Source organism: Bartonella sp. AA9NXGY (assembly GCF_042196845.1).
Lineage (GTDB): Bacteria > Pseudomonadota > Alphaproteobacteria > Rhizobiales > Rhizobiaceae > Bartonella.
In genome coordinates this window covers 1-19,907 of sequence record NZ_JBHIRB010000019.1, presented here as the reverse complement: position 1 = coordinate 19,907, position 19,907 = coordinate 1, and the positions used below count along the sequence as shown (strand labels likewise).

Sequence of the window (19,907 nt, the reverse complement as noted above, 5' to 3'; positions counted from 1 at the left end):
TTTGACAGACAAAGTTTAACTAGAAAACATTGCTGCGATTTGTGGTGCACCAAAGATAATGCCGATGCCAATACAAACAAAGAAAGCTTTACGCATTTCAACATAACCAGCAATCCATGCAATCCCAACACCGGCAATCGCAATGGTCGCGATTGATTTTGCAATTGGTCCTGTTAAAGCTTCAATTATTTTTTGAAGAGCACTTTCAATTTTTCCGAAGCCGCCATCGGCAAATGCTGGTTCACTCAGTGCGATGAAGGTAATAAACAGCATAAATGCTGTTGTTAACCATTTCTTTTGTGTGTTGGATAGAGTAGTTTTTGGTAAGATGTGTTCACAACTGAACGAATTATTCATGTTTTTCATGAAAAACCCCCACGCTATTTTGAAGTTGAAAATTAATTAATAGTTAAGATATTAATCTAACCTATAAAATGAAAAAACTATTTTTTCTACTATAAAATTAAAAATATTTAATCTTTATCTTAGATAATAGACAAAAATATAGTAATATTCAAAATGATACTTTTAAAATATCTTAGAGAAGCGCCTAAATATATTATATTAATTTATATTATTATTTTTTGATACTTTTATTTCAGTCAACATAATGAAAATTCTTTTTTTTAAAGGATCAGAAAAGACAATAGAAAACCCTGCTTAAAAAGCACAAAATGTTTTATGGTCGAGCAAATTTCAACAACCAGAAGATTGGCGAAGAGATCACGGGAGCTATAATTCCATTGACCATTATTGATAAAACGTTCTCTCAAGCGCTACTGAAAAATCAAGGCAATATTCCACTACGAACTTTATCAGAAAAAAGTTAATCATAATCTACACAGTCCTTAGTGGCAATTCTTGCAAAGAAAAATTATTGTGTTTAGAATTTATTTACTCGTATAGGTTGTTTTCTACAGCGCTGTATAATAGCGTGTTTCCGTGGTTATATGTTATTTCGCTTTGCTGTTATTGTAGGTTGTATTAGGTTGTATTGCCATAAAAAACAGTTGTTTGAAAGCTTTACCATATTGAAAATCTTTTTTTTTTAATATAGCTTTGACCTTGACACGCTTTTTTCGAGCTATGAGTCGTTTCAAATAGAGGGAAATATAATGGCAAAAAAATAAAAACCCAACTGCGTTAACAGAAGGGTTTCTAAAATACCCGTACTACATATACGGTAAATTAAATCCAATAAAGTAATTCCTAATTTAATTTATCGTGAAGCATTCTGCAAGAGAAATTTTGTAGAAAAGGGATATTTTTAGCATTTTTTTGCCTCCAATAGAGAGGTTTTAAAAATTATGGTTAATAAAACATCTGGTAGAAAATTAACTTCAAAGCACTGGGAATATATAAAAATTGCTGATAATACCAATATTGGCCACATTACTAGAAGCCAACTTCTTTTTCTTGTACAAGACTTACCAGTAACTGATCTTATCAAAGGAACAGAAGCCCATTTATTAGCTAAACTTTTGAATACTGTACCAGTTACGCATTTTGAAAAAGGTAAAATTCCAATAGTTTTTAAAAGCAACCATCAAATTGGTCTGGAAATTGGTTGTACGTCTGTTCATGTAAGTAGATTACTTTCACGCCTTTTTGATAAAGGTCTTATTGTGATGCGGGATTCTGGTAATTATAAACGCTATAGTTTTAATTCTGCTAATCATGTACCAATTGCTTGTGGTATTGACCTTAGCATTTTAATCGCGCGTTACCATGAACTTCAGCACTCTATTTTAAAGAGTAAAGAAGAAAAGAAACATCATGATATGGCTGTTAGAACCTTTTGTGGTGTTTGTCGTCGATTACGGCTTCGTATTGAAGAAATAAAATTTACACCTATCGCTACAATGTTTTTTAATCGTATGAATAAAGTTAAATCTGTTCTTGGTTCTCCTTTTAAAGCGTCCACCTTTAAATTGGAAAAAGCTATTAAGCTTTTTAATTGGCTCTTAGAGCGTTTATTTTTTACAAAAATGTTATGCACAAACAACAAAAATGTTATGCAATTACATAATACAACCCCTAACTATAATTGTAATTGTAACAAAAATGAGTGTTCAGATAACTCTGAACACACTCAAACCATTAATGTGACCTCCGGTCATGATAAAATGGCTTATGAAAATATAGAGAAAGGCAAGACCGAAACATCACTTCCCTCAAAAGGTAGTACATTGCCTCAAATTAAGCCGGAGATACTAGAAAAGGCTTTACCAAATGCCGTCTTGTTTTCTGAATATAGTCTCCAAACAGAAAGCGATTTGATACGTTCTATGTATCCTATGTACAGAATGATTAAAGTTTCAGAACATGCCGCTGAACAAGCTACAAAAATCATGGGGCTTAAAAAAACAGCTCTAGCCATTGCCATCATTTTTGAAAAATATGCTAGAGGACTTGTAAAATCACCAGGGGGATATCTCCGCGGCATGATTGATAAAGAAAAAAAGGGAGAATTGTATCTAGAGCGTTCTTTATTTGCTTTATTGAAACAAGCTGATCAAGAAGAAATAAATAGTTTAAACTTAGAAAAAAATCAGAAAATAAAGCTAAACGAAGAAAAAAGCTCTTTGTTTGAGTTTGAACTCAATAAAACGTTAAATAATCTAAAAATGCCAAAGTTTACATAAATAATAATTTATATACGAAATAAATATTTTAATTATTTATCGTTATTTTTTAAAGGCGTAACGGAGGTCGAAAATAGCAAAAATTTTTGATTTTGAAAAAGGAGAAAGAGATAAAATGATCAACTTATCCAGCGGGGATAGTTTGTTGTGACCTCTCTCTCCCAAAAAAGATATATACAAGATATTTTTATTTAGCAATTATTTTATTAGTTTTTTATACTTTTAAAAGAAACATTAAAAATATTAAATATTTTCAGTTAATCCTTATTTTTTAATGAGAGGCTATCCGCCTCTCAAACTCTCTGGAACGCTCACCAAAATCATGACATCAGACCCGCGTTCAATGAGAGGACTAACAAGTCTTGGTTCTTAGTGTCAAGGAAACCATTACATGGCGCCTAAAGGCGTCCTTGACAAAGAACCTAACGTCTTGTTTCGTCCATCTCACGCGGCTCCGAAATCATGATTAGAAGGGAGAGCTTTTAGGGCAAATACTACAAAAGAAAGAGATAAAAATTATAAGCTATTTTATGAGATAAATATTTGAAAATATTATAAAAAATGGCAAAAAAAGACAAAAAAATAGTTGACAATAAATGGGTATTTTGTTATATTAATACTTAAGTGATCAAAACACTAATCCTAAAGCGAATAGATTACGAAACAATCTTTCTTTGCTTTTCAAAAACTGACTGTCTTTGTATGTTTTAAAAACGTATAATGATTTTGTCGGGTGTAGTTATGTCATATAATACCCTTATGGGGAAAGCATAACAACAGACTTTAGGCTGTGTTTTGAGCACCCGACGCCTTTATAGGTGTCAATTCAAAACATTATTAACCTAAAGGAGTTCATTATGAACGCTATCTCCAAAAAATATGAATTTACAAATGAAACCAAACAAGTTGGTGATGTTACACTTTATCGCATTCGTGCATTAAGAGACTTTGGTGATGTCAAGGCTGGTGATCTTGGTGGTTTTATTGAGAAGGAAGATAACCTCTCTCATGACGGAAATTGCTGGGTTTACGATAAAGCACGCGTTTTTCAAAATGCAAGGGTTTATGAAAATGGTAAAGTGAAAAGCTTTTTTGTAGACGTTTATGGTGATGCACAAATTTATGGCAATGCTATTTTTGAAGGCATGACAATAAATGATTATTGTGAGGTTTATGGCAACGCCCATATTCAAGACACTGTTGTAATTGAAGGTAATGCAAAAATTTATGATAACGCCTCTGTAAGTGATAATGCTTATATTTCTGATACATCTGTTATTTGTGGTGATGCTCATGTCGGGGGGTATGCCATTGTTGGTGATGGTGCTTATATTTGTGATCATTCCAGTGTCATTGATGATGCTGTTGTGTATGATGCTGTTGTATCTGGCTATTCTTGTATTCATAGCAATGCCTCTTTATCATTTGGTGATCAAATTCATGATGAGGCAATTCCAAGATTTGGTAGTGATGATGATTATTTTTGTGATGAGTATGAGGATGTTGCGTAAATAAAATAGCAGGTGCGGGGGCGCCTGCTTTCAGAGAGCAATGTAAAAACAAAGGTATTAAAATTTCCATTAAACTCAATAAAACATGGAACATAACTGAAATTATAGGTGTTGGAAATGCTCAATCATGATGATATCGAAAGTGTTGAATTTTGTTTTACTGTAAATGGTAAAAAAATAAAATTTGATAAAGAGACTAATGATAAATTAAAGGAAAATATAGATTGGGAGAAATTTTTATCGCAATTATTCGTTGATAAAGAATAATAAGCCCTCTGGGATAAATGCATGTATTTTATAGGGGATATAAAAATGCCAAAAATTTTTATTGTATATAATAATCATACTATTTTAGAACAAACTGAACGTATTCTTTTTAAGCTTGGATTGGAACCATACGTTCTGAAATTTGGTAGTGATGATTTAACTACTATTGAGGATTTTAAACAAGAAATTAGTATGCAAACTAATTCTCCAAAATTTGGTATTGTGTTACTTACTCCCGATGAGATTGGCTATGCAAAATCTGCTGATAAAAAAGACGCACAACCGCGCGCTAATAAAAATGTTATTTTTAAAATGGGTATGTTGTTTCCTATAATTTCTTGCAGAAATATTGCTATTTTAAAACAACGAGATGTTGAAGTGCCTTCAGATTATGAAGGGATTAATTACATTCCTTTTAATGAACACGTAAAAGAGACTCTCCCAAAACTTATTGAACTATTAAACACAGCCGGATTCAATTTAGATACACTTAACGACTGAATTTTTTTTGCATGAAGTATACGCACAGTGTCATTTGAAACGTCATAAATTGCAATATCATAAAAAACGATCATTTTTTATGAACGAAAATTGTATATTTAATTCCTATTTTTTCTATGCAATAATATATCAGTTTTAATCTAAAATAACCTTTTTACTGAAAATGCCAAAATTTTATGCTTATTTACGTGTTTCTCGTGATGGACAAGATACAGAAAATCAAAAATTTGGATTGTTAGAATATGCTAATAAAAATGGCTTTGCACCACTTCATATTGAGGAAGAAATTGCAAGTAGAGGAAAAGATTGGCGTAAGCGTAAACTTGGTGCTTTAATTGAAAAAGCGGAATGTGGTGATGTTTTACTCACACCGGAGTTTTCTCGTATAGCTGGTTCTTCTCTTGCTGTTTTAGAAATTCTCAAAGCAGCCAGTGAACGTGGTTTAATTGTGCATATAACGAAACAAAACCTTATCATGGATGGAAGTTTACAAAGCGATATCATTGCAAACGTATTGGGTATGGTATCGCAAATTGAACGGCATTTAATTCAAACACGCACAAAAGAAGCCTTAAATGTTGCTCGTCAACGAGGAATAAAACTTGGCCGGCCAAAAGGAAGTAAAGCTACGCAATTAAAGCTGGACAATCACATTGATGAAATTCAAGCATTTATAAATGTTGGCTTATCACAGAGCCGTATTGCTAAGACATTAGGAGTCAGTGTGAACACCTTGCGTTTATTTATTGAACGTAAAAACATCACGCTTACAAAAATAAAGCCTATCATTACCATGCCAAAAACATAAAGGTATATTTTAGTATAGTAATATACCCTACGATATAATATCATAAGGTATAGTAAAATTAACTGATAAACTTCTCATAGAGGAAATTAATTTTTTCCTATATCCTCTTTCCAAAATTTTGTGCCATTGTCTATCATTAGAGCTAATTGTAGTGCAGCCTCTGGAACTTTACTTTTTATGATATCTCCTCTCTCTGTTTTAACTTCTGTAAATCCATCACGCTGTATTATATAGGGTTTGTTAAAACTATCTATTTTTTGATTAAAAGTTTCAAAAAAATTGCTAACGTTTTTAAAAACTTTATCGTTATGATTTTGAACGTATTTTTTGGGCATTTTTGCTCCTTATAAATTTTTGCTTCTTATAAAAGGTGTACTTTAATACTTTATTATACCTTATAGTATAATACTATACAATACAATACCATATTCTATTTAGAGAGTAACTAAATGCCTGTCATATCCTTTGCTAATTCCAAGGGGGGGAGTGGAAAAACAACATCTGCTTTGCTCCTTGCTTGTGAACTTGCACATGCTAAACCTGTTACAATTATAGATGCTGATCCTCGCCATCCTATTACCACTTGGTCTGAATTGCCGGGTAAACCAGATAATCTTACTGTCGTTACTAATGAATCTGAAAAAACTATTTTAGATGAAATAGAAATTGCATCTACTAGAGATCCATTCGTAATTGTTGATCTAGAAGGTACAGCATCACGCTTAACTAGTTATGCAATTAGTCAATCTGATTTTGTAATTGTTCCTATGAAGGAACAACAGCAAGACGCTATAGCAGCTATCGAAATTATAAAAGAAATTCACAGAGATATGAAAGCTGTACGGCGTCTTATCGCTTATTCTGTTTTGTTTACGCAATCTAAAGTTGTTGCAAAATCTAGAACTGCTCGTTTTGTATCATCTCAATTTAGAAAAAACCCAGAACTTGATGTTTTTGAAACAGAAATCAATGAACGTGATGCTTTTTCCGCAATCTTTGCAACTGGAGGTTCACATCGTAATCTCAATCCAAAGGAAGTTAATAATTTAGAAACTGCGATTGGCAATGTTGAAGCATTTGTTGCTGAAGTCATTACAAAGCTAAAAAAAGTTCAAGAGAAAGGAAATTAAAGAATGAGTACAGAAAGAAAACCATTAAATTTTTCAGAACTTGATGATTTTAAACCACGACAAACTCAATCTTCTTTAAATATTGTACAACGCAAAGAGATAGATAAGGCAGCAGCTTTCCCAAGTCGTGAACAGTCAGTTGAGATACAATTAAATATCAAAGCTAGCGTAAATATCATTAATCGTTTTAAATTGATGGCTAAACAAGAGCGATATCGTCATGGTGATTTTCTAGAAATATTAATGAATGCTTATAAACAGAGCGATTAGTTTGTACGCTATAATTTTAAAAGTATTCATTTTATTCAGAAAACAAACATAAAACTGCTTTCTGTTTTTTAGGATTAAGTTTTCTAAAACCTTTTAAAAGGAAATATTCTTCTTTACTGGAAATTTCTTCATCATAATGGTACGGAATATTTATTTTTTGTGAAATATCGGTATAAAAAAAGGAGATATGAACATCTAGTATATTAGCGATTTCCTGCAAGCGTCCAGCTCCTACACGATTTGAGCCTTTTTCATATTTTTGGATTTGTTGGAAGCTTACTCCTAATTTGTTTCCTAACTCTGTCTGAGAAATTCCCATTGAAATGCGTTTATGACGAATTCTTTTGCCTACAGAAATATCATTAAAATGTGGAGTTTTCTTTTGCACTTTTAATTCCCCCTACCGGGTGCGAGCGCCCTCGCATTGGTATTCCGGGAGTTAAAAGTACTGAATTCTAGTCAGCTTTTTGCTTTTAGTGCTTAAAGCACTTGGACATAACAAAATCTCCCGGAATTCCGGGAAGTCCATATAATGGACTAATTTATATTCTAGAATTTAGGGCTTTTACTCCCTTATTGATCATTGCGTAGATAACCAATAACTCTCACTCATAAAATAATCTTGGAAGTTTAGCAATAAAAATAGTTTTTTACTTACAAACTATATTTTTAAATGAGAGGCTATCCGCCTCTCAAACTCTCTGGAACGCTCACCAAAATCATGACATCAGACCCGCGTTCAATGAGAGGACTAACAAGTCTTGGTTCTTAGTGTCAAGGAAACCATTACATGGCGCCTAAAGGCGTCCTTGACAAAGAACCTAACGTCTTGTTTCGTCCATCTCACGCGGCTCCGAAATCATGATTAGAAGGGAGAGCTTTTAGGGCAAATACTACAAAAGAAAGAGATAAAAATTATAAGCTATTTTATGAGATAAATATTTGAAAATATTATAAAAAATGGCAAAAAAAGACAAAAAAATAGTTGACAATAAATGGGTATTTTGTTATATTAATACTTAAGTGATCAAAACACTAATCCTAAAGCGAATAGATTACGAAACAATCTTTCTTTGCTTTTCAAAAACTGACTGTCTTTGTATGTTTTAAAAACGTATAATGATTTTGTCGGGTGTAGTTATGTCATATAATACCCTTATGGGGAAAGCATAACAACAGACTTTAGGCTGTGTTTTGAGCACCCGACGCCTTTATAGGTGTCAATTCAAAACATTATTAACCTAAAGGAGTTCATTATGAACGCTATCTCCAAAAAATATGAATTTACAAATGAAACCAAACAAGTTGGTGATGTTACACTTTATCGCATTCGTGCATTAAGAGACTTTGGTGATGTCAAGGCTGGTGATCTTGGTGGTTTTATTGAGAAGGAAGATAACCTCTCTCATGACGGAAATTGCTGGGTTGGTGGTAATGCATGGGCTTTTAGCTACGGTCGTGTTTATGATAACGCTATTGTTTGTGATGATGCTATTGTTTGTGGTCACATTTATGGGAATGCGCATGTATGTGATAAAACCCGCGTGTATGTGGGCGCTCATGTTTATGACGATGCTCATCTTTCTTATAACGCATGGGTTTATCATCATGCACGGGTTTATGGTAATGCAAAATTATCTGGGAGTGCACGTATTCATAGAAATGCAGAAGTTTATGATCATGCTGTTGTTAGTGGCGCAGCGAAAATTTATGGCAAGGTCTATGAAAATGCTAGCGTGGGGTGTCATACTAAAGTTTACGGTTCTGTTTATGGCAATGCGAAGATCTCTGGTTATTTCCATATTAGTGGTAATGTATATGGCAATGCAATAATAAAAAGATCTGCTAGGTTTTCTTTCGTTCCCAGAAATTGTGAGGTTTATGAAGGCGATAATATTGTTAAAACGGTCGCTGAAGTAGCATAAATAACAGGCGCGGGGGGGCGCCTGCTTTTTAAAAATTATGTCACATTAAGCACTAAAAAATCATAAAATTGAAATAATTATTTATATAGGTATATAAATAATCGTGAATAAAATAAAACGTATCATATAGCCATAAAGCGTTTTATAGATAAAAATATTGGAGGGGGTAATGGACACTCTATCTACTAATAAATTAAATAAAAAAGAGAAAAATCCAAATTCCAAACAATCAATTTTAATAACTATAATACGTAGAGTGTTTTCTATCGTTTATAAAATATTACATAAGATATTGAAAACGTGCCTTTTTTTTCTTTTCCTTTTTCTTTTGCTTATTCGTAAACCGGTTATTATTTTAACAGAGTTTATAGCAGGGGGGAGTTTGCTGGTGTTATTTATTTTTTTTACTGGATATGTAGCGGGCTCTGCACCTTTTGAACACCAAACAGCAATGGTCATTGGTTATATTGTCTTGATATTTCTAAGTTTAGCTGTCAATTGGGGGTACGATACGCTGCTATTACGGCTAGCTCCTCCTGGTTCTGATCTTATGCTTTTCAAGTAAAAGCTTATTAGAGAATGTTCGTCAAGCTCTCCAATACGATAGAATGGTACTAACAAGAGCTAGTACAAAGAGGATGTATTTTAGGCTGTTTCTGTTTTAAAGCTTGCGCTAAATCATAATTTGTTTGCATAGCTAGCCAAGCACGTGCAGTACTCACACCAGCCATTTCAAGTCTAATAGCGAGATTGGGACTAACAGCAGCTTTTCCATTTAAAACCCTAGAAAAAGCTACACGAGACATACCAAGCCGTTCAGCTGTTTCGGTAACAGATAAACCAAGCTCTACGATTACATCTTCACGCAAGAGTTCTCCAGGATGTGGAGGGTTTTTCATCATTTTTTATCTCTCCTTATTCAATGATAATCTAGATAATCAACTAATTCGACATCTATACCAACAAAACGGAATATTACACGCCAATTTCCATTTACTGTAATTGACCAAAAGCCCTTAAGATCACCTTTTAAAGGATGTAATCGAAAGGACGGATAATTCAAATCATTTGGTGATATAGCTACGTCAAGAGCACTTAGAATACGCCTTAACTTTTGAGTATGAGCAGACTGAATTCCTTTTGTAGTACCAGTAGTGTAGAAGGCTTCAAGCCCTTTATGTTTAAATCCCAAAATCATGATTCACTGTAATGTGTATCGTTATAAAATACAAGAAGAAGTTGTTCATTAAGCTACAATGTTACCATTATTGGTAACATTGTGAAGCGTAACTACTATGCTTTTATTATTTTTCTCTTCTGTATCTGTATATTTTAAGCATCAAAAATGCCTGCTAAAGCAGATTTTTTGAATTGAGGAGGGGGCAGCCTCTTATTTTATAGATAAATGGAGCTAATTATTTTTTTATCTAAGATAATCTTCAAGATCTATTTGATTACTAATGTCCATTTCTAAAGGTTTTTTATTCTCATATACACCTTGAATAACGTCTGCTTTCATGCGATTTTTTAAGTTCTTTCTAAGAGCTATTTTGTGGATTTTAGCACTACCTTTCCAACCAAGGTTTGGGTTGAGACGGTAGGATCTATTAATCCCAATACGAGGACCTTCCAAAAGAATATCCATAGTTATTAGTCTTTTTATGCTTCGATTAAAGTGATGTCTGGTAATACCAACTTTTTTAGCCAATTCCGTTTGATTGACAACTAATAGATTTTCGAAATCAAGACGTGAAGCTAGAATGAAAAACACCTTGAGATCATATCCGTTTAAATTACTTTTCGCTATTATAGCCATCGGATGTTGAGGCATTGCAATCCATTCCTTTTCAAATCCATTTTTACCTTTTAGGTACGACACAAACAACAAAACCTTCCCTATTTCACAATTTATTTGGTATATTTTTTTATCCACGTAGTTAAAAAATCAAATGTTTTTTTCATACTATAAGGTACTGTTTAAGCACCCCTAAAAGCTCTCCCTTCTAATCATGATTTCAGAGCCGCGTGAGAGGGACGAAACAAGCCGTTAGGTTCTTTGTCAAGGACGCCTTTAGGCGCCATGTAATGGTTTCCTTGACACTAAGAACCAAGGATTGTTAGTCCTCTCATTAAACGCGGATCATGATGTCATGATTTTGGTGAGCGTTCCGGAGAGTTTGAGAGGCGGATAGCCTCTCATTTTATTGATTATGGACGAACGAAGTGAGTTCTATTTAGGATATATTATTATTTAGGGGCAAATCTATTTTTGTTAGCAAGAGCCCTTAAATCCTTTCTTCTGAAATATATGGCACGTCCGCAACGAATAGGGGGATGCCCTTGCATGAGAATGATCTGTTCGTCTTTTCGCATTTCTTGGGTAATTTCGTGAGGATAAATTAAAGGTCTCTGCTGGAAATTGAGGCTCTCAGTCCCTTTTGCTCCTGATGTTCCTAGAGATTTGCTTGATCCTTTCACTTCAACAGTCATTTTACCGCATGCCTTTGATATATTTTCAGCTGTTTTAATATCTTTAATAGCGGCATAACTTACAAAAGCACAGCTTTCAAACCATGCCATAGCACCTGATGAACCGAAGTGACGTTCAATTTGTCCTACAGATTGGTAAAAGAGCATGAGAGATATTCCATATTTACGCCCACGGTCACGTGCTTCTTCTAAGATGTTCATATATCCTAAAAGATCAATCTCATCTAAAACAAAGAGGACTCTTTTTTCATAGTTTCCATTAGCGGCTTCCATAGCTTTGAGAAAAGAACCAACAAGAATACGTCCCACACCAGGGTAAGATTTTAGAATTTTTGATGGAATATTCAAAAAGATATCAATATTTCCTTTTGTGATATCAGTTGTTTTAAAGTCTTTACCACTTATAAGGTTGGCATAATTATCAAGGGAAAGCCATTGGGTATCTTTAGAAGCAGTAGCATAAACACCAGAGAAAGTTTGCGGTGCCATATTAGTAAAGACCCCAAGGGTTTCACGAATGAATTGTGATGAAGAACTTGATTGTATAGATTGCAATTTTCCAATTACGGATGGTTCTGGCTCTGATACAATCATACGAAGAGTTTTTAAGTTTTTTGCCTCTAACTTGTATTCATCAGAAAAGACGACATGTGCAAGTAGACCTGTTAACAAATTGTGAGCATGAGAGATAAAAAATTGATCGGTTGAAGTGGATTTATAATTTTCTGAAAGGAGGAGTCGTGCTATTTCTACGAGACCTGCTTCCCTTTCATAAATAGGGATATTTTCATCTAATAACCAATCTAATGGATTAAAAGTTTCTGTTGAATCCCCATGGGGATCAAGAACGTATACTTTTCTTTTTGATTTAACTCTTATTTCTTTTACTATTGGAGCAATTTCAGTTGAAGGGTCAAAAACAACCAGTGGACCGCTATATTTTATGCAAGTAGGAATAACATTACTGGTTGTTTTGTATCCACCAGAACCAGCAAAAAATAACATATGGGTTGAATCAAAATTTTGTTTATATGTTAGTAATGGCTGTGTTCCTCCTTTTCCCCATGTTGTTTTGTCTTGAGGGTCGAAAGGAACATCTGTTACAATATCTTCGTCTACTCGATATCGTTCTCCTATGATGATTTCTCCATTGCTTGGAAAGATGCTTTCTAGTTTTTTCATATTCATCCATTGAGAGTCGCCGAAGATCGTATTTTTTGATTTTTTCAAAGGCGATTTTTTTGGCAACGATAGATTCATCGTGAAACCAAGGATAATAATACCAATGATTGAACCGCTCAAAACCATCCTATCAAAGAAAGGAAAAACATCAGCCCATGTCATGTTATTTTGTCCTACATAAGGACTTAATCTGATATATTCATTTATACTGTAGTAGGCAGCAAAAAGACAAAAGGAGATTAATGATGCTATGGTGATATTTTTTCTTATATGTCTTTTTTGTAATAGAATAAATGAAGAACATGAAAGTGCAATAAGGACGAGAATATCGAGAGGTTTTGAACGAACAAACCAATAAGCATCTGGGGTAGTACCATTTTCTGTAATTTCATTTATTGTTATATTTACAAGAAAAAGAATTATGATTGAAAAGAGGAAAGGGCATATTAAAAATATGATTTGTTTACGATCTAGGTTGTTTATCATTTTGACCCCGCGTATCAGCAAAAGCATGCTGTCCTATTTTTTGTAAATTTTTATATTCATTTGAATTTGTATCAAGTTTTGCAGCATGAATTAAACATCCTAAAATGAAAGACTTATCAGAATTTTTAAGACCAGCCTTTACGACAAGACCGCCTAGAATAATTTTTTCACGTGCATCTTTGCGTCTTATTTCATCACTCAAAAATCTCCTCCTTTTTTCAATTCGTCTTAGTGATTTTATAGAGTTACCAAGATTATTCAGTTTTTTGCTGTTCTTTTTGAAATCGGGCTTTAATCTCCTCGAAAATATTTTTCCATTGATCGTTTGTTATATTTAATTCTGTTAACCCTGCTTCAGATGCTAATAGTGCAATTTTTTCCCCTTCTTGTTTTTTAGCAGCTTTAATTCTTTCAAGAAGTTTTTTACTTTTTTCTTCCAGAGCTTTTTTTTCTTCCATAAGTTTTTCTAAAGATTTACGTGACATTTCAAACTCTCTTTTATTTTTTAATCTTTATTTTTACTTAACAAAATAAATCTCAAATAACAATACTTAATAGTGCGCATTTATGCGCTCCTGAAAATGTCTTTTTTCAAAAGATTTTTGAAGGCGCAATTATACGTTTTAAAATAAAACGTTTTATGCTATAGATTATTTCTGTGAAATAAACACAATTTTTGGTAATTGTATCTTATGGCAAGTACACATTTACAAGCTAAAATTATTGGTGCTGGAAAATCAGCAATTTCGGCGGCTGCCTATCGACATAGGACAAGGATGTTTGATGAGTTAGAAGGATCTCATACGCATAGATATGATAAAGATAGAGACCTTGTACATTCGGAAATAAATATTCCAGAAGGTTCTCCAAAATGGATTACACAACAACTCAGTTATTTTGATACGAATGACAAAAAAAGTGAATGGCTGTGGAACACTGTGCAAAATAGTGAGCGCGTGAATGGACAGTTGGCAAGAGAAATAGTTATAGCGTTGCCATTAGAGTTATCACGAGATCAAAATATTTCTCTTGTACGAGACTTTGTAAAAGAAAACTTTGCATCACGTGGTCTTGTTTCTGATTGGGTTTATCATGACAAGGAAGGAAATCCACATGTGCATATTATGCATACTTTACGTCCAGTTTTAGAAAATGGTTTTGGTCCCAAAAAAATAGCTGTCTTAAATGAAGATGGAACAGTAAAAAAATCTCTTGTTACTATTCGTGATAAACAAGGTAATGCTATAAGAAAAGAAGAGCGTATAGTTTATGAAACCGTCATAGGTCATAAAGATGCATTGAAGGATTTACGCAACTCATGGGGTGAGATTGCAACGAAGCATCTTGCACTTGCAGGTCATGATATAAAAGTAGATATGCGCTCTTACAAAGAGCGTGGTTTATCCATAGAACCGACCATTCATTTGGGGCAATCTGCTTATGCAATGGGTAAAAAAGGACTTGCTAGCAATGCAGTAAGAGCCAATGAAAAAATAAAACAGAAATCTGTAGAGAAAATTAGAGAAAACCCTAATGAAGTATTGAAGTTGATTTCATTTGAGAAGTCGACATTTAATCGTGGTGATCTTGCTAAGATCATTAATAGATATGTTGATAATTCAAATGATTTTAATGATATTATGGTGCGCTTAGAACAAAGCAACAACTTGATTAAAATTAAAGATCATTCCAATCATCATAAAGTGATTTACTCCACAAAGGAAATATTAAAAACCGAATATGATATGGAGCGGAGTGTTGTTTCGTTGTCTCAAACGACAGGACACGGTGTAAAAGATAGACAGGTTTTAGAGGCAATAAAGTCTGTTGAGAATAAAGATAAAAGTAATAGATTTAAATTTTCAGAAGAACAAAAATTAGCCGTTCAACATATTACAGATGATAAAGGTATTGCGGCGGTTGTTGGTTATGCAGGTGCTGGAAAATCCACTCTATTGGAAGCCGCAAATATTGCGTGGGTTAATAGTGGGAAGCGTGTATTTGGAGCAGCTCTTGCGGGGAAGGCTGCGGAAGGTCTTGAAGAATCTTCAAAGATAAAAAGTAAAACTCTTGCTGCGTGGGAATTAGCGTGGAAAAATAAGAAAGATGAATTACGGGTTGGTGATGTTTTTGTCATTGATGAAGCTGGAATGGTTTCTTCAAAACAACTTTCGCATTTTGTCCAAAAAGTTGAAAAAGTAGGCGCAAAAATTGTTCTTGTTGGTGATAATATGCAGTTGCAACCCATTGAGGCTGGAGCGGCATTTCGCGCTGTAGTTGATAATATTGGTTATGTAGAATTATCCGGTATTAGAAGACAAAAAGAAGAATGGGGGCAAGATGCATCACGACAGTTTGCACGTGGACAAGTAAAGGAAGCTTTAGATCATTATAAAAATAGAGGATTCATTCGTGAGATTAAAACGCGTGACCAAGCCATAAATACTCTTGTTAAAGATTGGATGGATACACGAAGGAAAGTAGAACAAAAATGTGAGGAAGAAGGAAAAACTTTACGGGGTGACGAATTACTTGTTCTTGCTCATACAAATGCGTCTGTAAAAAAATTAAATGAAGAAATTCGAACCGCTCTTAAAGATGCTCGTTTACTTAAATTTGAAGATAGTGCAAGCGTCACAAATTTTGATACTCTTAAGGGGCGTAGAGAATTTGTTGTTGGTGACAGAATTATCTTTCTTGAAAATGCTCAATTTGAAGAAAGATATGCCCCAGAATTAGGTAAGCAAAAAGTTAAAAATGGTATGTTGGGAACTGTTTTGTCTACACAAAATGAAAGAGGAAAACCGCTTTTAAAAGTGCGTCTTGACTCTGGTAAGGAGGTTGTTTTCTCCAATCAGACTTATCAAAATATTGATCATGGATATGCGGCTACAGTTCATAAGAGTCAAGGAGTTACCGTTGATAATGTCTTTGTTTTAGCCTCTTCATCTATGGATCAACATCTCTCCTATGTTGCAATGTCTCGGCATAGGCATCAGTCACATCTTTATGTAGCCGAAGAGGATTTTAAAAACGTTCGATTACACGAACACAAACAGGTTAAAGGTACAATCACTGGTGAACTTGTTGAAGCTGGGTATGCTTCTTTTAGTGAAACCGCCAAAACCAAAACACCTTATGCGGATATAGCAACTTTCCGTGGAATTGAACGTGTTTATGGTGTAAATCTTCCCTCTGCGATAGATGGGGCTCGTATTGAGCTTGGTGACAAGATATCACTTCGTCAAGATAAAGAAACTATTGTTGTTAATAATAAAGAAATTAAAAGAAATGTTTTTAATGTTGATTTAATAGAACGCGGTGATCCTTCTTTTGTTGATGCTATCAAGCGGTCTGATCATGCCAATACCTATGAGAAATTGGTAGCAGCTTTTTCTAGATCTGGTGTTAAAACAACAACTCTCGATTTTTCTGAATCTCCTGATTATAGAGATTATATAGCCAAATTTACAAAGAATAGAGGGATTGATGTTTCTCAAGGTTTAGGGGAAAAAATAGCCTCTTACGTTGATTTTAATAAAGAATGGTTGCAAAAACAAAAAGAGAAGATTGAATCCCTTTGGGATAGAGCAAAGACAAGTTTTTCAAAACTTGAAAAAGAAGATCTCAAGGTTGAACAATCACAAAAAGAGTTGAATGTTGCATCAAAAGCAACAGAACGAGAGCCATACCTTGCTGCTTATACGGATAACTCTAATTTAGAACAGAAAGCGCTAAGCGCTCTTAGGAATGAAAAATCTTATGTTAATATGTTTAAGGAGTTAAACAGTCGTTTAGCATCTATTTATAGAGATCCACAAGAGGCTGCCCTTAGGATTGAACAAACGATTTTAGCAGGTAAAGGCGATAAATTATCTGATATTTTGGATAAATCTCCTGATAGAGCGGGTGAACTGCGTGGGTCAGATCGTTTAATCGATAAATTGAAGGCTACAGGAAAAGAACGAAAAGAAGCGCTTTATCATGTTCCTTTTGCACTTTCTTCTATTAAAAAGCTTCAATCCTTTTATAAGAATTCTTATGAGATACATATGGATAGGGTTACACGGGAGCGTGAACAGTTAAAAGTAGAGGTTCCGTCACTTTCACAAGAAGCAGTGACTTTTATGAAAAATGTTGAAGCTGGTCGTGATAATTATTCGAAGATACCAGAGAAGATCAATCAAGAGTTTTTAAAGCTACAAAGTGCTTTAGATAAACGTTTTGGACAGGATGCCATTCATAAACAAGACTTTGACTTGTCAAAAGCGATACCCCAAAATCAGCCTCAAGATAAAAAGCTTGTGAACGAGCTTCAAACAGCAGTTAAATTTTTGCAACAGAGACAACAGGAGCAAATCAATGCGATAGCGCGTGCAATATCAAAAGATGTGATACGGTAAGGTAAGGAATGAAAACTTGCTTCTATAGCTTATTTGAGCTATAATAAATATCAACAAAGGAGAATTTTATGTTGAGTGAAGAGGAAATTAAGCTGCGTCGCCTCTATGCTGAAAATGCATTGGCAAGTCAACGTTTAGAGGGACTGGAACCAGATTCAAAAGTCGTTGAACAAATGGAACGTGTTATTATCGGAGAGCTCGAAACAGGAGATGTAATCAAAGATTTGTTGGAACGGGTAAAACGTGGAGAAGTATAAGGGAAGCGGTGATCCTTATACTAATCCTGAAACTGGTGTGATGTATAACCGACTTGGTATTAAAGACAAAGGCACACTGCAGCGTGTAGAATCTGCTATCGCTTATGTAAAATCTTTCGAATTTGTACATACTCCTATTCGTGGTGAGTTTGATCTCAATCATATGAAAGAGATCCATAGGAAACTGTTTGGTGATATATATGAATGGGCGGGACAAATTCGTTCAGTGGATATTGCCAAAGGCAATAGTATGTTTGCTAGTTATAATCAGATTGAAAGTTATGCACCGAAGATTACGCAACAGCTTGCAAAAGAACAGTATCTGCGTGGTCTTGATATGGACGAATTTAGTCAAAGGGCTGGACATTACATGGGGGAGTTGAATGCGTTGCATCCGTTTAGAGAAGGAAATGGTCGTACACAACGTGAATTTATAGGACAACTTGCTCGTGAAGCTGGTTATCATATCAACTGGAAGGGTATTGATAAACAAGAAATGATAGAGGCATCAATTGCGGCACATTTTGGTAATTCTGACCATCTATCTATACTCATCCGTAATAACCTTACCGAATTTACAAAGAATAGAGAGATTGATGTTTCTCAAGGTTTAGGGGAAAATATAGCTTCTGATGTACAGAACAATAAAGAATTATCCGAAGAACAAAAGGAAAAAATTACAACTGTTTTTAATAAAGTGAAGACAGTTTTTAGCAAACTTGAAAAAGAAGATCCCAAGGTTGAGCAATCACAAAAAGAGTTGAATGTTGCATCAAAAGCAACAGAACGAGAGCCATACCTTGCTGCTTATACGGATAACTCTAATTTAGAACAGAAAGCGCTAAGCGCTCTTAGGAATGAAAAATCTTATGTTAATATGTTTAAGGAGTTAAACAGTCGTTTAGCATCTATTTATAGAGATCCACAAGAGGCTGCCCTTAGGATTGAACAAACGATTTTAGCAGGTAAAGGCGATAAATTATCTGATATTTTGGATAAATCTCCTGATAGAGCGGGTGAACTGCGTGGGTCAGATCGTTTAATCGATAAATTGAAGGCTACAGGAAAAGAACGAAAAGAAGCGCTTTATCATGTTCCTTTTGCACTTTCTTCTATTAAAAAGCTTCAATCCTTTTATAAGAATTCTTATGAGATACATATGGATAGGGTTACACGGGAGCGTGAACAGTTAAAAGTAGAGGTTCCGTCACTTTCACAAGAAGCAGTGACTTTTATGAAAAATGTTGAAGCTGGTCGTGATAATTATTCGAAGATACCAGAGAAGATCAATCAAGAGTTTTTAAAGCTACAAAGTGCTTTAGATAAACGTTTTGGACAGGATGCCATTCATAAACAAGACTTTGACTTGTCAAAAGCGATACCCCAAAATCAGCCTCAAGATAAAAAGCTTGTGAACGAGCTTCAAACAGCAGTTAAATTTTTGCAACAGAGACATACACAAGAGCTAAAAAATGTGATAGCGGAAACAAAGTCAAAAGATGTTTCGCGATAAAGAAATTTAGAACATTAGAAACTTGTTATTATAACTAATTCTATCCACACATAAGAAGGTAACTAAAGGAGTTTTACTATGAGTGTAGCCGTAGATTCAAAAGATGTTGTTCGAGCAAATATAGATAAGAAGTTGAAAAAAGAAGCTGGTGAAATATTAGCAAGTTTAGGACTTACGGTGTCTGATTTCATACGAATTTCTTTAGCTAAAGTTGTTGATGAAAGAGGATTGCCGTTTGATATGGCTGTTTCTAATGCGGAAACGCTTAAAACTTTTGAAAAGAGTAAAAAAGGATAAGATGTATATTTCGCGAAATATATGAATGATTTATTTAAGTGATTTCGACAGTTTTTAAAAAGCATCACGGCGTTTGAAGGGGTCGTAATAGATTTCTGTTACACGAAATTTTCCTTCGAGGCGTTTACATTGGATGATGACATCTATCATCGAGATTAATAAGCCGCGGATATCATCGCGTGCTAAATTACCACCACCGTCACTTTCTTTGACTAAAAGGGT

At 34.2% G+C, this 19,907-nt stretch carries 22 protein-coding genes and 2 pseudogenes; 14 read left to right on the top strand and 10 right to left on the bottom strand.

Annotated elements, in window-relative coordinates; genetic code table 11:
• Positions 1-15: 15 nt before the first annotated feature.
• The gene (locus ACFIM6_RS08210) at positions 16-366 is read right to left on the bottom strand and encodes a TrbC/VirB2 family protein (RefSeq protein WP_375612429.1); all 351 of its coding nucleotides are present in this window, start codon (positions 364-366) and stop codon (positions 16-18) included.
• Positions 367-664: 298 nt separating this feature from the next.
• Between ACFIM6_RS08210 and ACFIM6_RS08205 the strand changes: the two are divergent.
• The 6 genes and pseudogenes from ACFIM6_RS08205 to ACFIM6_RS08180 form a co-directional block, all read left to right on the top strand.
• A pseudogene (locus ACFIM6_RS08205) lies at positions 665-757 on the top strand (nuclease); the annotation flags it as partial.
• A gap of 550 nt (positions 758-1,307) precedes the next feature.
• The gene (repC, locus tag ACFIM6_RS08200) at positions 1,308-2,645 is read left to right on the top strand and encodes a replication initiation protein RepC (RefSeq protein ID WP_375612428.1); all 1,338 of its coding nucleotides are present in this window, start codon (positions 1,308-1,310) and stop codon (positions 2,643-2,645) included.
• An 857-nt stretch (positions 2,646-3,502) separates the two neighbouring features.
• Entirely contained in the window at positions 3,503-4,156 is a 654-nt protein-coding gene (locus ACFIM6_RS08195; protein ID WP_375612427.1) for a hypothetical protein, read from the top strand.
• 117 nt (positions 4,157-4,273) lie between these two features.
• Entirely contained in the window at positions 4,274-4,423 is a 150-nt protein-coding gene (locus tag ACFIM6_RS08190) for a hypothetical protein (RefSeq protein WP_375612426.1), read from the top strand.
• A 45-nt stretch (positions 4,424-4,468) separates the two neighbouring features.
• Positions 4,469-4,924: a TIR domain-containing protein gene (locus tag ACFIM6_RS08185; protein ID WP_375612425.1), complete on the top strand. Its 456-nt coding sequence runs from the start codon at positions 4,469-4,471 to the stop codon at positions 4,922-4,924.
• A 163-nt stretch (positions 4,925-5,087) separates the two neighbouring features.
• The gene (locus ACFIM6_RS08180) at positions 5,088-5,732 is read left to right on the top strand and encodes a recombinase family protein (protein ID WP_375612424.1); all 645 of its coding nucleotides are present in this window, start codon (positions 5,088-5,090) and stop codon (positions 5,730-5,732) included.
• 86 nt (positions 5,733-5,818) lie between these two features.
• Here ACFIM6_RS08180 and ACFIM6_RS08175 read toward each other — a convergent pair whose 3' ends face one another.
• Positions 5,819-6,067, bottom strand: coding sequence for a hypothetical protein (locus tag ACFIM6_RS08175; protein ID WP_375612423.1), 249 nt, complete (start codon positions 6,065-6,067; stop codon positions 5,819-5,821).
• Between the two features lie 114 nt (positions 6,068-6,181).
• Between ACFIM6_RS08175 and ACFIM6_RS08170 the strand changes: the two genes are divergently transcribed.
• Together ACFIM6_RS08170 and ACFIM6_RS08165 are read left to right on the top strand one after the other, a co-directional pair.
• On the top strand, positions 6,182-6,862 hold the full coding sequence (locus tag ACFIM6_RS08170) for a ParA family protein (protein WP_375612422.1): 681 nt from the start codon (positions 6,182-6,184) through the stop codon (positions 6,860-6,862).
• A 3-nt stretch (positions 6,863-6,865) separates the two neighbouring features.
• Complete coding sequence (locus tag ACFIM6_RS08165; protein WP_375612421.1) at positions 6,866-7,132, top strand: hypothetical protein; 267 nt, start codon at positions 6,866-6,868, stop codon at positions 7,130-7,132.
• A gap of 31 nt (positions 7,133-7,163) precedes the next feature.
• Here ACFIM6_RS08165 and ACFIM6_RS08160 read toward each other — a convergent pair whose 3' ends face one another.
• On the bottom strand, positions 7,164-7,520 hold the full coding sequence (locus ACFIM6_RS08160) for a helix-turn-helix domain-containing protein (RefSeq protein WP_375612420.1): 357 nt from the start codon (positions 7,518-7,520) through the stop codon (positions 7,164-7,166).
• A gap of 868 nt (positions 7,521-8,388) precedes the next feature.
• Here ACFIM6_RS08160 and ACFIM6_RS08155 point away from each other — a divergent pair.
• Positions 8,389-9,057: a hypothetical protein gene (locus tag ACFIM6_RS08155; protein WP_375612419.1), complete on the top strand. Its 669-nt coding sequence runs from the start codon at positions 8,389-8,391 to the stop codon at positions 9,055-9,057.
• A gap of 388 nt (positions 9,058-9,445) precedes the next feature.
• On the top strand, positions 9,446-9,622 hold the full coding sequence (locus tag ACFIM6_RS08150; RefSeq protein ID WP_375612418.1) for a hypothetical protein: 177 nt from the start codon (positions 9,446-9,448) through the stop codon (positions 9,620-9,622).
• A 49-nt stretch (positions 9,623-9,671) separates the two neighbouring features.
• Here ACFIM6_RS08150 and ACFIM6_RS08145 read toward each other — a convergent pair whose 3' ends face one another.
• From ACFIM6_RS08145 to ACFIM6_RS08120, 6 genes are all read right to left on the bottom strand, one after another.
• Positions 9,672-9,959: a HigA family addiction module antitoxin gene (locus ACFIM6_RS08145; RefSeq protein WP_375612417.1), complete on the bottom strand. Its 288-nt coding sequence runs from the start codon at positions 9,957-9,959 to the stop codon at positions 9,672-9,674.
• Between the two features lie 17 nt (positions 9,960-9,976).
• Positions 9,977-10,255: a type II toxin-antitoxin system RelE/ParE family toxin gene (locus ACFIM6_RS08140; protein WP_375612416.1), complete on the bottom strand. Its 279-nt coding sequence runs from the start codon at positions 10,253-10,255 to the stop codon at positions 9,977-9,979.
• A 225-nt stretch (positions 10,256-10,480) separates the two neighbouring features.
• Positions 10,481-10,936 (bottom strand): replication/maintenance protein RepL, encoded by a 456-nt coding sequence (locus tag ACFIM6_RS08135; protein ID WP_375612415.1) that lies wholly within the window; start codon positions 10,934-10,936, stop codon positions 10,481-10,483.
• A 368-nt stretch (positions 10,937-11,304) separates the two neighbouring features.
• Positions 11,305-13,215: a Ti-type conjugative transfer system protein TraG gene (gene traG, locus ACFIM6_RS08130; protein WP_375612414.1), complete on the bottom strand. Its 1,911-nt coding sequence runs from the start codon at positions 13,213-13,215 to the stop codon at positions 11,305-11,307.
• On the bottom strand, positions 13,193-13,417 hold the full coding sequence (locus tag ACFIM6_RS08125; protein ID WP_375612413.1) for a conjugal transfer protein TraD: 225 nt from the start codon (positions 13,415-13,417) through the stop codon (positions 13,193-13,195). The genes traG and ACFIM6_RS08125 overlap by 23 nt, the downstream gene beginning before the upstream one ends.
• A gap of 52 nt (positions 13,418-13,469) precedes the next feature.
• The gene (locus ACFIM6_RS08120) at positions 13,470-13,700 is read right to left on the bottom strand and encodes a TraC family protein (RefSeq protein WP_375612412.1); all 231 of its coding nucleotides are present in this window, start codon (positions 13,698-13,700) and stop codon (positions 13,470-13,472) included.
• A 207-nt stretch (positions 13,701-13,907) separates the two neighbouring features.
• Between ACFIM6_RS08120 and traA the strand changes: the two genes are divergently transcribed.
• The 4 genes from traA (at position 13,908) to ACFIM6_RS08100 (ending at position 19,685) form a co-directional block, all read left to right on the top strand.
• Positions 13,908-17,618, top strand: coding sequence for a Ti-type conjugative transfer relaxase TraA (gene traA, locus ACFIM6_RS08115; RefSeq protein WP_375612411.1), 3,711 nt, complete (start codon positions 13,908-13,910; stop codon positions 17,616-17,618).
• Positions 17,619-17,686: 68 nt separating this feature from the next.
• Complete coding sequence (locus ACFIM6_RS08110; RefSeq protein ID WP_375612410.1) at positions 17,687-17,875, top strand: antitoxin VbhA family protein; 189 nt, start codon at positions 17,687-17,689, stop codon at positions 17,873-17,875.
• Positions 17,862-19,388, top strand: coding sequence for a type II toxin-antitoxin system protein adenylyltransferase VbhT (gene vbhT, locus ACFIM6_RS08105; protein WP_375612409.1), 1,527 nt, complete (start codon positions 17,862-17,864; stop codon positions 19,386-19,388). The genes ACFIM6_RS08110 and vbhT overlap by 14 nt, the downstream gene beginning before the upstream one ends.
• 78 nt (positions 19,389-19,466) lie before the next feature.
• Positions 19,467-19,685: a type II toxin-antitoxin system RelB/DinJ family antitoxin gene (locus tag ACFIM6_RS08100; RefSeq protein ID WP_375612408.1), complete on the top strand. Its 219-nt coding sequence runs from the start codon at positions 19,467-19,469 to the stop codon at positions 19,683-19,685.
• A gap of 54 nt (positions 19,686-19,739) precedes the next feature.
• On the opposite strand, the pseudogene ACFIM6_RS08095 reads toward ACFIM6_RS08100, so the two are convergent.
• Positions 19,740-19,907 (bottom strand): annotated as a pseudogene (locus ACFIM6_RS08095) (P-type DNA transfer ATPase VirB11); the annotation flags it as partial.